The organism is Micromonospora sp. SCSIO 07396, assembly GCF_053667945.1.
This window is the reverse complement of the sequence record NZ_CM132210.1, coordinates 270,709-288,726: the sequence shown is the minus strand read 5'-3', so window position 1 is coordinate 288,726 and position 18,018 is coordinate 270,709. Positions and strand designations below refer to the sequence as shown.

Sequence of the window (18,018 nt, the reverse complement as noted above, 5' to 3'; positions counted from 1 at the left end):
TGTCAGATCTCTTCCATGATGATTATCGTGCAGTTGTCCTGGAACTCGGCAGGCAACCGGGCCCGTACCTGTTCCTCAAGGTCAGGATCGGACGTGCGACGCATCCGCGAGCGTGGGGGGAAGACCGCCTCCTCATCGACGGCGAAGGACGAGAACACCGATATGTCGCGGGCCTGCTGCCCGGTGAGCCGGTAGACCACCAGGATCCTCCCGCCCGAGGCAGGGTTCTCGGCCATGAACCGTACCGCCACGTCGAGGCGACGACTGACGCTGAGGAACTCCCGCGCCCTACCGGTCGGCAGCCACGAGTTGCCGTAGATCGGGGAGTACACCGGGGTGATCCAGTCACCCCGATAGGCGACCACCGGCCGGTCCGGACTACCGACGGCGGGCAACTGCATCATCGCGTCGTGCACCATGTCAGCGTGCCACCGCACCTCGTCGAACAACCGGGGTGACACCGAGCGGAGCCGGCCGGTGAGGTCGTCCCAGGCCCTGTCGAGCGCCTGGGCGGCCCGGACCCGCTCGACGGTGCTCTGGGCGCCCGGCTGGGCCCGCGCCTGCTGCCTGGCCGCCGTCATGCGCCGTTGCGCCTGCACCCACCGCGCGGCCGGGTCACTGAGCGGCGAGCGTACGGTGAGGTGACCCGCCCCCTCGTGCACCACCGCACGGAGCAGCAACGGCAACGGCAACGCCTTGGTGCCGGCAGCGACAGCGCCCAGGTAGTTCCGGACGAGTTCGTCGACCTTCCGGTCGAACACCTCCCTCGTCGGCCGCTCCGCCACCCCTGCGGTGAACAGGTGGGTACGGATCACGTTGTTGATCAGGTAGTGGCTGTGTCGGGTGTAGACGGCCAGCGCCATGACGTGGGGCTTCGACAGCCGCTGACCCAGACTGCGCACGGCTGCGGTGTCGGCCGGGTCGATGCCGTTGCGCCGCAGCCAACCGGCGAGGTCGGCGTCCCGCACCTGACCGCTCTCCAGTTGGGGCCACAGCCGGTCCGCGATCGCCGGGACCTTGTGCTGGGTCTCCGAGAAACCCTGCGGGTCGACGGCATGATCCAGGTAACGGGCCTCGTGGGGGAAGAGCCCGTCCACCGTCACCTCGGCCCGCAGCGTGGGCAGGTCGACGTCGGGCAGGCTGCGGTAGAGGTCCACCGCCGTCAGGCGGGTGTCGGGCGGGCGCAGCTCCACCCGCTTGACACCGGCGATCTCCGCTCCGCGCAGGATCTCGAAGAGCGAATGGTCCCGGGCCGGCAGCATCCAGCCCATCAGGCCGCTCAGGAACCGCTCGGTCTGCCGGCCGTCGAGCCCCACGAACCGGGCGGCGGTGAGCATCCGGGCGGTGGTGCCGGAGACCCCGTCGATGACCGGGAAGCCGTCCCGACCCACCCAGCGGGCCCACGGCCCATGGTCGGTGTCGTGCGCGGTCACCCCCTCACGCCACGGCAGCAGGCTGTCGTCACCGAGCGGAGCGCCGGACCTCTCCCTGTTCACCTGGTCGACGTAGGCCCGTTCGAGCCGACCGAGCGGAGTCCCCAGCCGGGCATAGTGGTCGGGGGTGTTGGCCAGTGCCAACTGTTCGTCATCCGAGCGGGGCCGGCGGGGGGACTGACTCGCCGTCATCTCGGCCAGGTCCCGGATGCCGTGCTCCGAGTTCCGCGCCACGTTGCCGGTGGCGAAGAAGTCCCGGCCGAACTTCAGCCTGTCCCGCAGCGGGTCCGGCAGCAACCGGTTCACCGTACCGTCGAGCAGGTCCCCCATCCGACGGACCGCCGCCACGTCGACGCCCGCGTCCCGGGCCTGCTCCCACCGGCCCCCGTCGAGCACCGACAGCAGCACGTGGGAAAGGGTGTACGGGCTCTTCCAGTTGCAGTAGGCCGCGTTGTAGAAGGCGGTCATCGTCTCCCGGAGGTTACCCTCGGCGAGCAGCCGATCGAAGCTCACCGAGGTGCCCACCTGACCGGCGCTGTCGGGCGCGTCGTCCCGGAAGAAGGCGCTCTCCACCCGGGCGACCACCTCGGCGCGGGTCTCCCCCGGGTGCGCCGGCCCGGTCAGTGCCACCAGGATGTCACGCATCCGGGTCAGCGCCGTCCGTACCGTGTCCTGCACCTGCGGGTCGCGGAAATAGCGCGCCCCCAACCGCTGCTCGAACCGGGTCGCCTCCGTGGACCAGCGGGGATCGTGCAGGAACCGCGCGAACTCGAACGGCACCCGACTGACCCGGGCCGGATAGGTCGCCGGAGCCAGGTCTCCCGTGGGCTTCGACGGGTGGACCTCCGGCGGCAGCACATCGCCGTCGCGGGCACGCCCCGGCGGGCCGCCGCCGGAGGGACCGGCACGCTCGTCCGGTGGGCCCGCCCGGCCCAGCAGCGCGTCCCGGCCGGCGTCGCCGATCCGCCCGTCGAGCAGCCGCAGCCGGGCCGCCGACCCCGGATCGTCCGGACGCAGGCCGAGATGGTCGCGCAGGGCCCGCAGTTCGACGCGGGCGTACGTCGCCTGCGCCGGGTCGCGCAGCAGGTCGGCCAGCACCTCCACCTCGGCCAGCCGGCCCAGGTCGTGCGGGCTGGGACCGATGCCGTCGGCCAGCACACCCGGGGTGAGAGCGTCCGGCGCGAACGGGTCCAGCCCACCGGCGGCCCGCTGCCTGATCGCCGCCAGCTCGGCCGCCTCGTGGGCGACGGCCCGCGCCACGTTGACGTCGGCAGCCCGGTCGGACAGCTCGATCCGCCAGCCGCCCCCCTCCGGTGGCACGGTGCCGTGCGGCAGGTCCCGGCCGTCCGCGTCGACCGGCACCGACCGGGCCACCGCGCCGTCGGGCAGGGCGTCCGCCGGCACGGCGGTCAGGTCCAGCCGTACGCCACGCAGCGTGCCGTCCGCCGGCAACCGGTCGATCAGCAGGCGCAACGCCTCGTCGCCGAGTCGACGTACCAGTTCCGGCGCAGCCACCTCCCGGCCGTACCCGTGGAACTGCGCGTCGGGCACCCGGGCGGCGGTGACCGGCGCAGGGCCGTCCCCACGGAGCAGCCCGTGGATCGCCGACGGGTCGGGCACCCGGGGCAGCCCGGCGGTGTACGCCGACCGGGGGTGCAACGGACCGGTGTCACTGATCGACTTGACGCCCTTCCAGTCGGCGCCGAGCAGGGCCCGCTTGCCGATCCAGGAGGCGTCCCGCCCCCGGTGGTGCTCCCCCCAGCCGGCCTGGCTGATCTCGAACGGCGTCGGGTACCGGCCGCTGCCGAAGGGGTGGCTGCGGGCCCGGTCCAGGATCTCCCGTCCCGCCTCCCGCTGCCGGTACGCCTCGGTGAGCACCTGCTCCGGTTCGCTGGTGCCGTAGCGTTCCCGGAGCCGGTCGACGTCGACGGGGTCGTCGCCGTCGGCCGCCCGCCGGGCCAGCGCGATGTCGACGTCCACCGCACGCAGCTCATCTCGGAGCCGGTCGAGCACGCCCTCGGCCCGGTGCCCGGTGTTCGGCGCCCAGTCGAATCCGTCGCGCGCCCACGCGTACCCGCCGACGGTGGAGGCGGCGTGCACCTCGACCCGTTCGACGCCTGAGTACCGGTACCAGTCGGTGAGATGGCCGTTCCACTCCCGGGCGAAGCCCTGACCCTGGACCCGTTCGCTGAGCTTCAGCGAGACGTGTTCGACGAACAGGCTGCCGTCGTGGTCACGGTGGAAGGACCGCACCACCCGACCGACGGGCACGCCGTCCGGATCGTGCACGGCGGCCCGGACGACGACCTCGTCGCGGTGCACACTGACGCTGTACGGATCGTCTAGTTCCACCCGGACGCGCAGCCCGGCGAACTCGCGTCCGTCGAGCTGGTCGGCGAACTCCCGGCGGACGGCGTCACCCCAGGCGTCGGCCTCCTCCCGGCTGGCGGGGATCAGCTCGTCGAGCGACGGACGCCGGTCCTCCCGCCGCCACGGCGGGTCGGACCACATCTCGTCGTTGCGGGTGGGCTCCCGCCCGTTGGCAGGTGTCTCCCCGTCCGCCTGCGGCACCTGCTCCAGCTCGTGCACGGGGTACCCGCGTCGGGCCAGGTCGGCGTCGAGCCGGTGGAGGTCCTCCCGGAGCCGGGCCCGGTCGATCGGGTCGGTCGCCGCCCGCAGCTCGTCGACGACGCACCGGCGCTCGGTCAGCCCGAGCAGGGTCCGTCCATCCGGGGCCACCGCGTCGGCCGCCCCGCGCCCCGCACCCGGCTGGCCCGCCGGACGGACCGGCTCCGCAGCGGGCCAGCCCGGCCCCGGTTCCGCTGCCCACGTCCGGTGGTCCGCGGCCCGCCCCGGAGGCGACCACGATCCGACGGTCCCCTCGCCCGGTCCACCCGGTCGCGGCGTCCCCGCTTCGGGGGTTACCGGCCGGGGTTCCGCTCCCCGCTCCGGCGGGAGCGGGGTCGGATCGGCCCCGCCGAGGAGGCCGGTGATCCGGTGCAGGGCCCGACCCAGCACTCCTGGGCGATACCCCGCCCCCGGCTGCGCCGGCCGGTCCGCCGGGCCACCGTCGCGTGCCGGCCCCCACTCGGCGAGCGGTGGCACACCGGGGTCGGAGCGGGGTGGGGCCGACCCGTCCGGGGCGGCCGGACGGTCGCGGAGCGCGGGCAGCGACCGTCCCGACTGCTCCTGTCCGATCGCGTCGAGGTCGATGCCGTACCGGTCGGCGATCTCCCGGCTCAGCGGGCCGTGGAAGGCGCCGCCACGACGCTCGCCGGGCATCGGATGGTTCGCCTCGGCGATGGCCAGGCGGGCCCGTTCCACGATCTGCGCGACAGGTTGGTCGACCGCCCGGTCGAGCAGTTCCCGGGGCAGGACGGCCCGCTCGGCCGGATCCAGCACGTACCGGTCGAGGACGTAGTCCCGCATCTGCTGCGGGGTCCAGTCGGCCATCTCCTGGTAGGCGTCACTGCGGGGTAGGCGCGGGTCCCCTGCGTGGTCGGTGGCGCGGAAACCGGCCAGCCCTCGCAGGAAGTGCTGCTGGACGGCGAACGCCTGGAACTCGCCTTCGAACCGGAACGGCACCAGCACCTGCGCCGAGATGTCGTCGCCGTAGCGTCCTTCGGCGACTCCCTGGGCCAGGACGTCGCCCACCACGTCGGGGCCGGGCTGGAGCCGGTGCATGCTCTCGTGCACGACGGTCGCGGCGACCGCGCTGATCGGTCGGAAGGTGGCGCCGTCGCGGGGGTCGACATAGAGGATCTCGGTCCGGGTGTCGAAGCCGCCGCGCGCCGGTCCGCGGATCCACGCGTCCAGCTCCGGGTGGCGCAGCTCCGGTGGGAGCAGCGCCGCGACGCTCTCCGGGTCCTTGGGGATCAGCCGGTCGAAGGTGTCGGCGGCGTGCCGCTCGAAGGCCGGCCCGAGCACGTCGCCGATCTTCGCCACCGCGATCGCCTGGTCGATGACGTGGAACCGGTGGGTGACCGGGTCCACGCTGACCACCCGATGGGCCATCTCGACGGCGTTGAGCGGGTCCACCCCGTCCAGGTCCCGCCAGCCCGGGTCGGCGTGTTCCCCGCCCCGGGAGAAGTCCCGCCAGTCGCGGTACCGGTCGGCGTACCCGTCGACCGCCCGGCTCAGCGCGCGTACCTCCCGGACGACGTCACCGAGCGGGCCGCCGGCGCGGGCCCGGTCGGCGGCCGCCTGCAACCGGTCGGCCTGCCCGGCCACCGCGTCGAGGTCGGCGATCCGGCGGGCCACCGCCGCCTGCGGGTACCGGCCGAGCAGGTTCTCCTTCGCCCTGCCCACCAGCTCGTGCACCTGCTCGGGCAGTTCCGCGCCGGTCCTGGTGCGGTGCGCCGGGAAGTTGCCGCTCGGCGCGAGTTCCTGGCTGATCGGCAACTCGTCGCCCGTCCGGGGTGGGACGGCCGGCGGTGTGGCGGTCGGGTCGGCCGGGCTTCGCTGGGCGACCAGCGCCGTCGTCTCCGCGCGCAGCCGGGCCACCACGGCGTCGATCTCCGCCTGGCTGCGCGGCAGGTAGGAGCCGTCCTCCTGGCGCACCGCCAGGTGTTCCCGGGCCCAGTCGCGCAGCTGCCCGGGGGTCGTCGGGTCGCCGGCGAGCAGGCCGCGCACCGTGTCCGGGCTGAGGGGCCGGGGTGGCGCCGGCGTCGGGGCGGTGGCGTCCCGGAAGCTGACCGCGTCGGCGTCCAGCACCGGCGGGTCCGGCCGCGCCGGTGCCTCCAACGGCGCAAGCGACGGCTCCGGCATCGTCCGCGCCGGTCCGGGTCGCGTCGGCCCGTCCGGCGTCGTCGCCCCGGCCCGACCCCCTTCCGGTACGCCGTCCGCCGGCACCCCGGACCGGCCGGGCTCGACCGGGCGGTCGAACACCTGGTGGATCTCGCGGTGCAGGGTGCGCCAGGCGTCGCCGAGCTGCCTGTCGACGAAGGCGGCCCGAGTGGCGGGGTCGGCCGGCAGGTGCTCCGGCAGCACCACCCCGGCCGGCTCCCGCTGCACCCACCGCCCGTGCTCGACCGCCATTCCCGGCCGCAGCACCACCGGCTGTCCGGGTGGCAGCGCCGAGTTGACCTGCAGCACCACCCCGACCCGCAGCCCGTCCGGGTACTCGACGGTGAGCAGCCGGGACGACTCGTCCCAGCTGGCCCGGTGCGGCTGGTCCACCGGCCCGGCGTCCCGGCCGGCCAGCAACTCCCCGACGTGCCCGTCGAACGTCGACCGCACCGCCTCGGGCAACGGCACCGAGGGCCCGATCGGGTGCGACCCGGCCGGCACCAGCTCGACCGGGACGTGTCCCTGCGCTACGCCGCGTAGCTGCCCCCCGGCGGCCAGCTCGCCGCCTCGGCCTGCATCCGCAGGATCTTGCCGTACGCCTTCCGGTACTGCATATCCGCCGGCCCGTCCAGCACCTGCCCCTCCCGGGACTCCTTCTGGATGACCAGCCGACGGTCCTTCTCCGGGTGGCCGAAGCTGTACTCGACCTCCCGACTGTCCTCCCGGACCAGTTCGAAGTCCACCAGAATCGCCATCACCGGTTCTCCTCGGCCACGAGTTGTCCAGGTCCTCTCCGGTCCGGCCGGGCGCGACCCGCTCCCAATTGAACAGGCTCTGGGCGTACGCGTGGGCATCCGGGTAGGTGGCGTCCGGGTGCAACAGCAGGTAGCCCGACTCGGCCAGCTCGTGCTCCAGCAGGATCAGGTCGGGTTCGAGCGGGCGGCCCTCCCGCAACCTGATCCACGCCTCGGCGATGTCCTCGTCCGCGTCGAAACGTCGGCGGACCCAGCCGTCCGGGTAGTCCCGCAGCACGTGCTCGTCGACCATGAGGTGCTGTTTCACCCGGGCGATCTCGGCGTGGGTGAACCCTGTCGTGCCGCCGGGCCGGGCGACGGTGGCGAGGTTCGCCGCGATGTCCGCGACGTCCCCCGGGTCGGCCCGGAACCGGTCGTAGGCCCGGTCCGCCCACTCCATCGCCCGGAGTTCGTCCCGGGGACGGATCGCGGCCCCGGTCTGCGCGTCCTGCTCCTCGGGCCCCCGGTCCCCCGCCCCCCGATCCTCGGGGGGCCGGTCCGGTGGGGGCCGGTCGGCGGCCGGGTGGTCCCCCGGGCGGGGGTGGTCCGGGCGGGGGTGGTCCGGGCGGGGTTCGGCCCGGGTCACCCCGGTCGGGTCGGTGGCCGGCCCGGTCCGGTCGGCACCGGTGGCCGCCGGGTGGTCCCGGGCAGTGGTCACCGGTGCTTCGGGGCGGGTGGGAGCGCCGTCGCCGGGTCCACGCGGCGGCGCGGTGTCGGCCGGTGTCGGCCGGGTCACCGGGTCACCGGCCGCCCGCCCGCCGGCCGGCGGGGTCGACTCCCCCGCCACCCGGTCGCCACCCGGGCGGGACCACTCCCCCGGCGTCCGCTCGCCCCCGGGCCGCACCGGATCGGCAGGTGGACGGGCCGGGTCGAGAGACGGGCGGGCCGGGTCGAGAGACGGGCGGGCCGGGTCGAGAGACGGGCGGGCCGGGTCGAGAGACGGGCGGGCCGGGTCGAGAGACGGGCGGGCCGGGTCGAGAGACGGGCGGGCCGGGTCGAGAGACGGGCGGGCCGGGTCGGCGAGGCGGGTCCCGGCCTCCGGGGTGCGTACCGGTGCGGGGTGGGCGGGCTGGCGCGGGCCGCTGCCGTCACCGCCTCCGGTGCCGCCGACCAGGTCGGTGCGTTGCGGCAGGTCGGCCGGGGGCAGCTCGGGTCGCGGCGGGTGCGGGCCACCCGGGCCGCCCGGGGTGGGGCCGTCGCCGTCGACCACCGTCGGGTCAGGCGACCGGACGCCGTCGCGGGCGAGCACGGTGCCGTCGGCGGCGATCGCCCCACCGTCGATCCGCTGGCCGTCGCCGTCGACGTGGGTCCAGACCGCGCCCCGCTCGCTGTAGGTGACCCGCAGGCCGGCGGCCCGGTCGACGGCGGCCATCCCCTCGGGGAGCACCATCACGTCCCGGCCGATCCGCAGGTTCGTCCCGCCGACCCGGACGGTGTCCAGTTTGTTCTGCGCGCCGAAGACGACGCCGGCCTTGGCCCCCTCGGCGCCCCCGTGCAGCATGTTCTGGAGGTCGAACTTCCCCTGGGCGGCGTCGGTCGCGCCGGTCACCAGGGCGCCGGTGACCCCGCCGCCGATGACGTGGCCGGGGATGCCGCCGAACATCGACGCCCCGAACAGCCCACCCTGGACGGTGGAGACGCCGAGCTGACCGAGGTCGAGGCTGGCCCGTTCGCCGCCGGCGATCTGGTACATCTGGCCCAGCAGGTTGCCCCCGCCCATGAACGCCGCCCCGAACGCCACCCGCTGGCCCAGGTACTTGGTCAGCTCCCGGCCGAAGGTGGTGGTGGCGATCTCGCGGGTCGCGTACTGGCTCAGGGTGGCCCGGCTGAGCTGCTCGAACGCCTCGGTGCCGGCCAGTCGTACGCCGCCACGGGTGGCGAGGTCGGTGCCGACCCGGGCACCGAACTTGCGCAGCAGCTGTTCCTCGATCTCCCGGGCGAGCTGGTTGCGGGCGGCGAGCAGGCTGCGCCCGGCCAGCCGACGCGACTCCAGCCCGGCCTCCCGGCCGAGTTGGCGCAGCAGTTCCCGGTTGGTGACGCCGCGCAGCCACTGACCGGCCATCCGGTCGGCGACCGACCGGGCGATGACGTTGCGCGGCAGGGTGTTGCGGGCGAGGGTGCCGGCGCCCTGCCGGATCACCATCGGCAGGGTCTGCCGGACGAAGGTGGGGACCTGGGTCCGCGCGAAGCGCGGCAGCTGGGTGGTGACCAGCCGGGGGACCTGGGTACGGACCAGGTTCGGCAACTGGGTCCGCACCAGGGTCGGCAGCGTACGGGTCAGCAGCGCGGTCACCTCGGCGAGGGCGGCGCGGACGGAGATGCTGCCGATGGCCCGTACCGCGTTGGTGGCGGCGGCCCCGATCGCGGCGCGGCAGGCGGCGAACGCCCCCGGAATGCCGGCGGTGGACAGGCCGAGGGACGGGATGGCGGCGGCGACCAGCAGGAACAGCGAGACGGCCAGCATGATCAGGCCGAGCAGGGCCATGAACTTCATCAGCTCGATCTGGAGCCCGAAGCTCTGCACCGCCTCCTCCATGGAGGCGAGGGTGTCGACCGTGCCGGCGAGCGACTCCAGGTAGGCGAGCCATTCCCGGGTGAACGCCTCGGCGGCCCCGTCGCCGCTCCAGTTGGTCAGGATGCCGTCGGCCGCGTGTACCGCCTCGGTGTAGAAGGCGGCGAGTTCCTGCGTCGCGGCGCCCCAGGCGTCGGAGAGCTCGTAGACCGCGTCGATGTCCGACTCGGGGATCTTGCCGATGAGGATCTCACCGACGGTGGAGCGGACGCCCGGGATGGCGGCTTCGAGGTCGGAGAACCACTCCAGGATCTCGGCGAGGGCGTGGTCACTCTCGCTCACGCGGGGTCCTCCGCGGCACCGTCGGATTGCCCGGCCGGCCGCCTCGGGTCAGTGCCGGCCACCGGCCCGGTCGATGTCGGTGGCGTTGTCGTCGTCGGTGCCGGTGTAGCTCCACATCGCGTCGGCCACGTACGCGCCGAGCTTGTCCATCGCCTCGCCGAGCTGGGGCACGGTGGCCTTGATCGCCTCGTTCATCTGCTGCCCGCCGCCGTCGGAAACCTCGACCGACTTGTGGTAGGTCTTGAGGAACTCGTTGGTGAACTCGTCGCGCGGCAGCGTCCCGGGCGTGCCTTCCAGGGTGGTGATCGCCCGGAACCTGTCACCCATCGTGCTGGACATCGACTGCCCGGCGAACCGCAGCCGGTTGGCGATGCCGAGGATGTCGGCGACGCTCGTCTTGATCTCGACGAAGCTACTCATCGTCGTCCCCCTTCAGGCGCACGTCGGCGTCGTGGCTGTGCAGCAGCTTCTCCAGCTGCGCGCCGCCGGGGGCCAGCCGGCGCAGGTCGGGGGCGATGCTGTCGTCGAGGATCTCCTTGGACTGCTCGGCGGCGTCCTCGACGGCGAGCCGGACGGTCGCCACGATGGTGGCGGCCAGCGCCTTGGAGTTGGGGTTACGGAACACCCGGGGGTCGATGTCCAGCTCCAGCAGGTGCCCCCGGGGGCCGACGACCGCCTTGACGGTGCGGTCGTCCGACCAGGCCGTGCCGGTCACCCGGAGCATCCGGCGCTGGACGTCGTCCATTCCGGACCAGGCCTTCTTGAGGTCACCGATCATGGCGGTCAACGCGCCGAAGTTCGGTCGTTCCTCCATCGTCCCTCCCCCGAGGTCCCTTCCGCCGGGCAGCCTAGCCGGGGCGGCCCGGCACCGGCCGCCCCGCCGGTCCGCCGCCCTCCCGGCCGGGAGGGCGGCGGACCGGACTGTCACATGCCGGCGGCGATCTGCTGGTCGACCTGCTGCATCCGCTCGGCCGACGCGCCGAGCTTCACGCCGACCCGGGTCAGCGCCTCCTTGATCTCGGTGGCGCCCTGGTTCCACTTCTGCCGGGCCTCGTCGCACGCCTGCCCCGCCGGCCCCTGCCAGTCCTGCGCGAAGAGCTGGGTGAACTGGGTGTAGAGGTCCTGGAGGCTGCCGTCCATCTGGCCCTGGTAGGTGCCGATGGCGGTGGCCACGTCGGAGATCTGGGCGAAGTTGTAGGTGATGGGACTGCTCACTGGAAGGTCACCTTTCGCTGGTCACAGCGGCACGGGTCGCCCGGGCGGGTCGACGTGCCGCGGCGGATACCGGCGGCGTCAGCCGCGCAGGATGCTCATCACACTGGCGTCGCCGGTCTCGGCGGCGGCCTGGCGGATCTCGGTCGCGGCGTCCTCGTCGTTCATGCCGTACTGGGTGGCGGCGCTGGTCATCTTGCCGGACAGCTCGTCGAGCGCCGAGATGATCTTCTTGAGGCCGTCGTTGAGCTGAATGGAGACGTCCTGAAGCGCGTTGTTGGCCGAGCCGCGCATGCCGCTGCCGCCCAGGGCCTGCACCCGTTCGATGAGCCGTGCCATGCCCAGCGCGAGGCCCTCACCGGTGTCGTTGCAGCGCGTCGCCATCTGGTTCAGCTGTTCCTGGGTGGCGTGAACCTGACCCAGTCCAGGAGTGTCGGTCAAGGTGGACTCACCCGCTCCTCTGCTTGCGCCCCCCGGTCAGGGAAGCGTCCCCTTGATGGTGGTGGCCGTCATGGCCGACCCTGACGGTAGCGCCCCGCAACGAATCGGGCCACCTCACTACGTCCGAAGTGGCTGGTCGGTGCGTCGACAGTGGTGGTACCGGGTCCCGCCGGTGGTCGGCAGCGGTTACGCTCGGGGCGTTTTCCGGTGAGACCCGGCGGGGGCCCGCCGCACCAGGGGAGGTTCGGTGGCGCAGGACGACGGCAGCAACCCGTACCAGCACGAGACCGACCAGAACACCCGGACCGACTGGCTGGCCGACCAGAAACCCGTCGACGTCGATCCGGACGGGCTGGTCGACTACGGCAAGAACATGGTCGTCATCCAGGAAAATCTGCAGAGCCACGGCGGTCGGTTGAGCCAGCTCGGCCAGTTGCCGCACCGCGCCTGGGAGGGCGCCGCGCTGCCCGAGGGCGTCTACGTCCGCACCCAGCTCACCCTCAACTACGCCGAGTTCCAGCAGTACCTGACCTACCTGGGCGCGGCGCTGACCAACATCGGCATGGCCGCGCAGACGGTGGCGGACGCCTACGCCAACACCGACGGCTGGTCGGCAGCCTCGCTGGACGCGGTCCGGTTCGCCTTCGGCGAGGCCGACGCGCCGCGTCCCGCCGGGTTGCCGCCGTTCGTCTCCGGAAAGACCTGGTGGGACCAGTACCTCGAAACGGTGTCGAGCGGTCAGGCCGGCGTCGCGCCGACCCCCGAGCAGTTCGTCGACCAGGGCCAGCCCCGGGTCGCCCCGGACGGCAGCATCACCTTCACCGCGCTCGGCCCCGGCGGTGTGGTGCGCACCATCGTGCAGCGGTCGTTGCCCGGCGGCGTGGGCACCGAGACGGTCACCACCACGACCGACGCCACCGGCAAGGTGCTCGACAGCAGCACCAGCCGGACGACCACCGTCGTCACCGGCAACTCGACGGTGGTCACCACCACCAACACCGACGCCGAGGGCCGGCGCACCGGCGGCAGCCGGGAGACCACGTCGTACGGCGTCGACGGCAGCCGTACGGTGACCAGCGAGCAGCTCGACGCCGGGGACAAGCCGACCGCCACCCGGGTCGACGCGCAGCACGCCGACGGGACGCACACGATCACCACGACCGACGGCAAGGGCACCGTCACCCAGGAGCTGCACATCGGCGAGGACACCGAGGGGGTGGACCCGGCCGAGCTGACCGAATCCCCCGCCAAGCGGGCCCTGGACGAGATCAAGCAGCACGACTACGGCATCTGAGCCCGGGAGGACACCATGGCCGACTACTGGGGTGCCCAGGCGACGTACGCGCACGGTGGCCCGCGCGGCGAGGGCACCCGGTACGTCATGCCGCCGGAGAACCCGGACCTGAAGTTCACCCCGGCACCGGGCGGCGAGGGCGGGGCCACCATCGAGGCGGTCCGCCAGCAGGTGCTGGGGCAGCATCCGGAGGACATCTCGGCGCTGGCCGACCAGTGGCAGAACGCCTACAACCTGCTGCAGAGCATCCACCAGCAGTTGCTGTCGGCCAGCCAGACCCTGCACGACGAGCACTGGCAGTCACCGCAGGCCCGGGACGCGTTCCTCAAGGCGGGGCCGGGCAAGACGCTGGCGTACCTCGACGAGTGGATGGACGCGGCCCAGCACAACGTGACCGCGCTGCGCGCGATGGTCGGCATCGCCCGCGACTCCCGGGCCGAGATGGAGCGTCTCTGGACGGAATACCGGGAGGCCATCGACGACGCGAAGAACTCCGACGGCTGGACGCAGTTCTCGGAGGGCTTCAAGCAGGGCTTCACCCTGGGCCTGTACGACGGCGAGAAGGGCATCCAGGCGGCCGAGGCCGAGGCGGTGCAGGAGAAGCAGGAGGAGTACAACCGCCGGGCCCAGGAGTTGGCCCGACGCACCGCCGACGACTACTTCGACACGTTGAGCAAGGTCAGCGGCGGGCACGGTCCGCCGTTCTTCCCGATGGACGCGGTGCTCAACCCGGTCGGTCACCCGCCGTGGCGCGGGCCGGTCGGCGCGCCGCCGCCGGTGGGGCCGCCCGGTGCCCGCCCGCCGGGGGTGGGGACGACCCCGCCACCGGCGTCGGTGCGGCCGGTGCCCCGTCCGGGTGATCCGGACCAGTTGGCCCGACAGGTGCTGGACACCCTCCGGCCGCCACCGGAGGCCGGCGCGCCGGCACCGACGCCCGGGACCGACGGGCGGGCGGGTCCCGCCGTGACGCCGCCGCCGGTGGTGCCGCCGCCGCTGGTCGCACCGCCACCCGGCCTGTCCACCGGGGCACCCGGGTTGAGCGGTGTGACCGCCAACGCCACCGGCGCGGGCCGGGCCGGGCTGGCCCGGCCGCCGGGCCTCGACGGGCTCGCCGGTGAGCGTGCCGGGCTGCGCAGCGGCGTGCTGCGCGGTGGCGCCGGAGCGCCGGCGGTCAGCGAGCCGCCCCAGGCGTCGCTGCGGTCCCCCGGCGCGAACGCCACCCCGCCACCGACCGGCGGCCGGGCTGCGCCGCCGAACGGGCTGCGGGGCCCCGGTGCCAGGTCGACGGCGGCCCCGCCGACCGGTGCCCGGGGCACCCCGGCCGGTTCCCCGCACTCCCCGGCCTCCGGCCGGCCGGGCAGCGGGCAGCAGGCGGACCCGGCCCGGCGGGGCACCGTCCGTGCGGGTGCCGGCGACGAGGACCTGTTCGGCCGGCCGGCCGGGGAGACCACCGCGCCGGTGTTGCAGAACCGGCGGCCGGACGCGCGGCGCACGTCCGGCGATTCCGCCGGTACGCAGGCCGGCGACGCCTCGACGCCGACCCGGCCGGGCACCGCCCCGCCGGTGCTGGGCAGCTCGGCACGGGGTGCCGGGGTGACCGGGTCGCCCCGCTCGAAGCGCCGGGACCGGACCGGTGCGGCGCAACCGGCGACGCCGGGCGGCGGTTGGCTGGGTGACGGGCGGTCGGAGGCGACCGCACCGGTGCTGGACGCGCCGGCCGCGCCGCTGTCCGGGGGGCGGGTGTCCCGGCTGGAGGAGGTGCCTGGCGCGTTGCGGGGCCGGCCGGCGGCCGAGCCGGCACCCCGGCGGGCGCGCGGCGGGCAGCCGGTGCCGCCGGAGCTGACGCCCCGGCGGACCACCGCCGCGAAGCGGGACGACCGGGAGGGGCCCGGTGACGGTCCGGGGATCGTCACCGACGAGCAGGTGTTCAGTGTGGAGACGCCGGGTGGTGGTGTGCTCGGCAAGCAGGCCGAGGACCGCTCCTACCGGGCCGAACCGAAGACCGCGCTGGGCGGCAACTGAGCGCGTTCCGGCCGGCCCGCCACGGGCCGGCCGGGACGCGGTAGGTCAGGACCAGCGTTCGCCGGTCAACCGTTCGTAGACGTCGACGTAACGAGCCCGGGTCGCCTCGACCACGTCGGCCGGGACCTCGGGCGCGGGGGACCGCTTGTCCCAGCCGCTGCTGGTCGCCCAGTCCCGCACGTACTGCTTGTCGTAGGAGAACTGGGTGCGGCCCGGCTGGTACGACTCGGCCGGCCAGTAGCGGGAGGAGTCCGAGGTGAGCACCTCGTCGCCGAGGACCAGCGTGCCGTCCGCCGCCCAGCCCAGTTCGATCTTGGTGTCGGCGACCAGGATGCCCCGGTCGGCGGCGAGTTCCGCACCCCGCCGGTAGACGTCCAGGGTGATCTGGCGTAGCCGCTCGGCGGTCTCCGCACCCACCTTGTCCACCACGTCGGCGAAGGTGATCGGCTCGTCGTGCTCCCCGGCCGGCGCCTTGGTCGACGGGGTGAAGATCGGCTTCGGCAGGATCGACGCCTCGACCAGGCCACGCGGCAGCGGCACGCCGGAAACCGCGCCGGTGCGCTCGTACTCCTTGAGGCCGCCACCGGTCAGGTAGCCCCGGGCGACGCACTCGACAGGCACCATGTCCAGCCGGCGGCAGCGGATCGCCCGGCCGGCGAACTCGGCCGGCACGTCGGTGGTCGAGACGACGTGGTGCGGCACCAGATCGGCGAGCTGCTCGAACCACCAGAGCGACAGGGCGGTGAGCAGCCGTCCCTTGTCCGGGACCGGGGTGGGCAGCACCACGTCGTAGACGGAGATCCGGTCGGAGGCGACCAGGATCAGGTCCTCGCCGTCCGCGTAGACGTCCCGGACCTTGCCCGAGTGCAGAAGTTCCACGTGCCCTAGTACACCACGGGGACCACGCCGGCCGGGTCGCCCACCCGGGCGGCCGGCGGGCGGGCGTTGACACCCGGCCGCGCCACCTGCGTGAATGGTCCGGCTACCGGCCCGACCGTCCCCAGGAGCACCACGTGTCCGCTGTGCGTCCCCCGCTGGTCCGGCCCGGCGTCGACCCGGCCCGGCGGCGGCTGCTCGGCGCACTGCTCGGGGTCCCGGTGCTGGCCGCCGGCGGGCTGAGCGGGTGCGGCGGCGAGGCGGAGTCGCCGACGCCTGACGGCCCGGTGGAGCTGTCGGTCTTCTGGTACGGCGGCACCCGACGGGCCGAGGCCACCGAACGGGCCCTGCGGCTGTACTCGGCCCGCAACCCGCAGGTCACCTTCCGGGTGACCTGGCAGGGGCAGGGCGGCTACTACGAGCGGCTCGCCACCCAGGCCGGTGGCGGCAACGCGCCCGACCTGTTCCAGATCGACGACTCGATGCTCGGCGACTACGCCCAGCGCGGCATCCTGCTCGACCTCGGCGGCTATGTCGACGACGGCCGGATCAACCTGAACACCCTGCCGACCGGCCTGATCGACTACGGGAAGATCGACGACCGGGTGTACGGCGTCGCGGCCGCGCAGACCCACCCCGCCGTGGTGTTCAACCGCGACCTGCTCGACCGGCTCGGGGTCGCCGCCCCGACCACCTCGATGACCTGGGCCGACTATCTGAGCTGGGCCGCCGGGGTGACCCGGGCCGGCCGGGGCCGGGTCGCCGGCTCGATGGACCCGTCGGGCGACCACCGGGCGCTGTGGCTGTGGCTGCGTGGGCTGGGCACCCGGTTCTACCAGGGTCGCCAGTTGGGCTTCGGTTCGGCCGCGCTGCTGGACTGGTTCGAGTTCTGGGAGCGGGCCCGCAGCCAACGGGCCACCCCGGCCGCCGCCCTGGTGGACCGCGCCGACGGTGGCGAGCCGGCCCGGCAACTGGTGGTCAGCGGGCACACCGCCGCCTCGTTCGCCTGGTCGCACCAGTTTCCCGAGTTGCAGCGCTACAGCAGGGACGAGCTGGCCCTGGTCGGCTTCCCCGGCCCCCGGGCCGCCCAGTGGGACCGGGCGTCGATGTACTGGGCCGGGTTCCGGGGCACCCGGCACCCGCAGGTGGTGGCCGACGTGGTCGACTTCCTCACCGGCAGCGTGGAGGTGGGCCGGCTGCTCGGCACCGAGCGGGGCCTGCCGGCCAGCCTGACCGTACGCCAGGCGGTCGTGCAGACCCTCGACGATCCGCTGGCCGAACAGGTCGCCGCCCTCGGTGAGGCACTGCACCAGCAGGTCGGCCCCGCGCCCGCGCCACCCCCGAGAGGGCACAACGAGGTGCGGGCCCTGCTCACCGAGGCGGCCCGGAGCATCCGCGCGGGACGCTCCGGGGCGCGGGCGGCGACGACACAGTTCATGGCCCGGGCCCAGGCGGCCCTGGCCCGGTGACGGGTCGGCGGGGCGGGCGGTGACGCCGGTCGCGGGTCAGCGGGGCGGACGGTTGCGCCGGTTGCGGGTCAGCAGCACCACCAGCAGGACGATGCCGCCGACGACCACCAGGCAGCAGAGCAGCCCGAAGACGCCGAACCCGCCGGCCCTGGACCGTCGCCGGGCCGCCTCCACCACCAACTCGCCGGTGCCGGTGGACGCCCACGCGGCCACCGGCACGAAGACCGACAGCACGACCGCGCCGAGGACCGCGCTCAGCCGGCCCCACCATGTAATCGGAGTTGACGTCCTGATCTCAGTAGACATGCCCTCATCCTGACCGAGGCCGGCAACTCCGGCACGCCGAAGCCCGGGGCGGTTTCCGGACGCGGATACCCGGAGACCGGCGCGGGCCCAACGATGCCGGGGCGGAAACGGCGACAGGCCCCGGAGAGGAACTCCGGGGCCTGTCGAACGAGTAGCGGGGACAGGATTTGAACCTGCGACCTCTGGGTTATGAGCCCAGCGAGCTACCGAGCTGCTCCACCCCGCGTCGGCCCGTTAAGCCTAACCCATCCGCCCGACGGAGATCGGCCGGCCCCCCGATCCGGCGTCCACCCAGCTCAGGACGCCCGCCGGAGACCACCGCCGTCCGTGCCACCCCACCCGCCGGCCGCGGTACGCCGGTTTCCGACCCCACGACGGCGGACCCGTCGACGGAAACGGCGACAGGCCCCGGAGACGAACTCCGGGGCCTGTCGAACGAGTAGCGGGGACAGGATTTGAACCTGCGACCTCTGGGTTATGAGCCCAGCGAGCTACCGAGCTGCTCCACCCCGCGTCGGCTGGTTAACCG

General features: G+C 74.0%; 10 protein-coding genes and 2 tRNA genes. 3 read left to right on the top strand and 9 right to left on the bottom strand.

From position 1 onward, the window contains the following. Window positions 1-2: 2 nt before the first annotated feature. The 5 genes from ACWCHM_RS01335 to ACWCHM_RS01315 form a co-directional block, all read right to left on the bottom strand. Entirely contained in the window at window positions 3-9,869 is a 9,867-nt protein-coding gene (locus ACWCHM_RS01335) for a WXG100-like domain-containing protein (protein ID WP_454221296.1), read from the bottom strand. Between the two features lie 48 nt (window positions 9,870-9,917). Further along, entirely contained in the window at window positions 9,918-10,289 is a 372-nt protein-coding gene (locus ACWCHM_RS01330; RefSeq protein WP_454221295.1) for a hypothetical protein, read from the bottom strand. After that, on the bottom strand, window positions 10,282-10,683 hold the full coding sequence (locus tag ACWCHM_RS01325; RefSeq protein WP_281894344.1) for a YbaB/EbfC family nucleoid-associated protein: 402 nt from the start codon (window positions 10,681-10,683) through the stop codon (window positions 10,282-10,284). The genes ACWCHM_RS01330 and ACWCHM_RS01325 overlap by 8 nt, the downstream gene beginning before the upstream one ends. Before the next feature lie 110 nt (window positions 10,684-10,793). Further along, window positions 10,794-11,084, bottom strand: coding sequence for a WXG100 family type VII secretion target (locus ACWCHM_RS01320; protein ID WP_088644222.1), 291 nt, complete (start codon window positions 11,082-11,084; stop codon window positions 10,794-10,796). A gap of 78 nt (window positions 11,085-11,162) precedes the next feature. Next, window positions 11,163-11,522, bottom strand: a complete 360-nt coding sequence (locus ACWCHM_RS01315) for a WXG100 family type VII secretion target (protein ID WP_239484979.1) — start codon at window positions 11,520-11,522, stop codon at window positions 11,163-11,165. Between the two features lie 247 nt (window positions 11,523-11,769). Here ACWCHM_RS01315 and ACWCHM_RS01310 point away from each other — a divergent pair, with 247 nt between their 5' ends. Beyond that, the gene (locus tag ACWCHM_RS01310; RefSeq protein WP_454221294.1) at window positions 11,770-12,816 is read left to right on the top strand and encodes a WXG100 family type VII secretion target; all 1,047 of its coding nucleotides are present in this window, start codon (window positions 11,770-11,772) and stop codon (window positions 12,814-12,816) included. 15 nt (window positions 12,817-12,831) lie between these two features. Next, the gene (locus ACWCHM_RS01305; protein WP_454221293.1) at window positions 12,832-14,838 is read left to right on the top strand and encodes a hypothetical protein; all 2,007 of its coding nucleotides are present in this window, start codon (window positions 12,832-12,834) and stop codon (window positions 14,836-14,838) included. 45 nt (window positions 14,839-14,883) lie between these two features. Here ACWCHM_RS01305 and ACWCHM_RS01300 read toward each other — a convergent pair whose 3' ends face one another. Next, the gene (locus tag ACWCHM_RS01300) at window positions 14,884-15,717 is read right to left on the bottom strand and encodes a phosphoribosylaminoimidazolesuccinocarboxamide synthase (RefSeq protein WP_454221292.1); all 834 of its coding nucleotides are present in this window, start codon (window positions 15,715-15,717) and stop codon (window positions 14,884-14,886) included. 134 nt (window positions 15,718-15,851) lie between these two features. Here ACWCHM_RS01300 and ACWCHM_RS01295 point away from each other — a divergent pair, with 134 nt between their 5' ends. After that, window positions 15,852-17,183, top strand: coding sequence for an ABC transporter substrate-binding protein (locus tag ACWCHM_RS01295; protein ID WP_281894355.1), 1,332 nt, complete (start codon window positions 15,852-15,854; stop codon window positions 17,181-17,183). A gap of 36 nt (window positions 17,184-17,219) precedes the next feature. Here ACWCHM_RS01295 and ACWCHM_RS01290 read toward each other — a convergent pair whose 3' ends face one another. The 3 genes from ACWCHM_RS01290 to ACWCHM_RS01280 form a co-directional block, all read right to left on the bottom strand. Beyond that, window positions 17,220-17,417 (bottom strand): hypothetical protein, encoded by a 198-nt coding sequence (locus ACWCHM_RS01290; protein ID WP_204957867.1) that lies wholly within the window; start codon window positions 17,415-17,417, stop codon window positions 17,220-17,222. 224 nt (window positions 17,418-17,641) lie between these two features. Next, a tRNA-Met gene (locus tag ACWCHM_RS01285) sits at window positions 17,642-17,715 on the bottom strand. A gap of 214 nt (window positions 17,716-17,929) precedes the next feature. Then, a tRNA-Met gene (locus ACWCHM_RS01280) sits at window positions 17,930-18,003 on the bottom strand. Window positions 18,004-18,018 lie beyond the last annotated feature (15 nt).

What these genes read in the sequence shown, in the direction of transcription:
- ACWCHM_RS01330 (WP_454221295.1), bottom strand. Translation starts at nt 10,289, where the DNA reads ATGAGTAGCTTCGTCGAGATCAAGACGAGCGTCGCCGACATCCTCGGC.
- ACWCHM_RS01325 (WP_281894344.1), bottom strand. Translation starts at nt 10,683, where the DNA reads ATGGAGGAACGACCGAACTTCGGCGCGTTGACCGCCATGATCGGTGAC.
- ACWCHM_RS01305 (WP_454221293.1), top strand. Translation starts at nt 12,832, where the DNA reads ATGGCCGACTACTGGGGTGCCCAGGCGACGTACGCGCACGGTGGCCCG.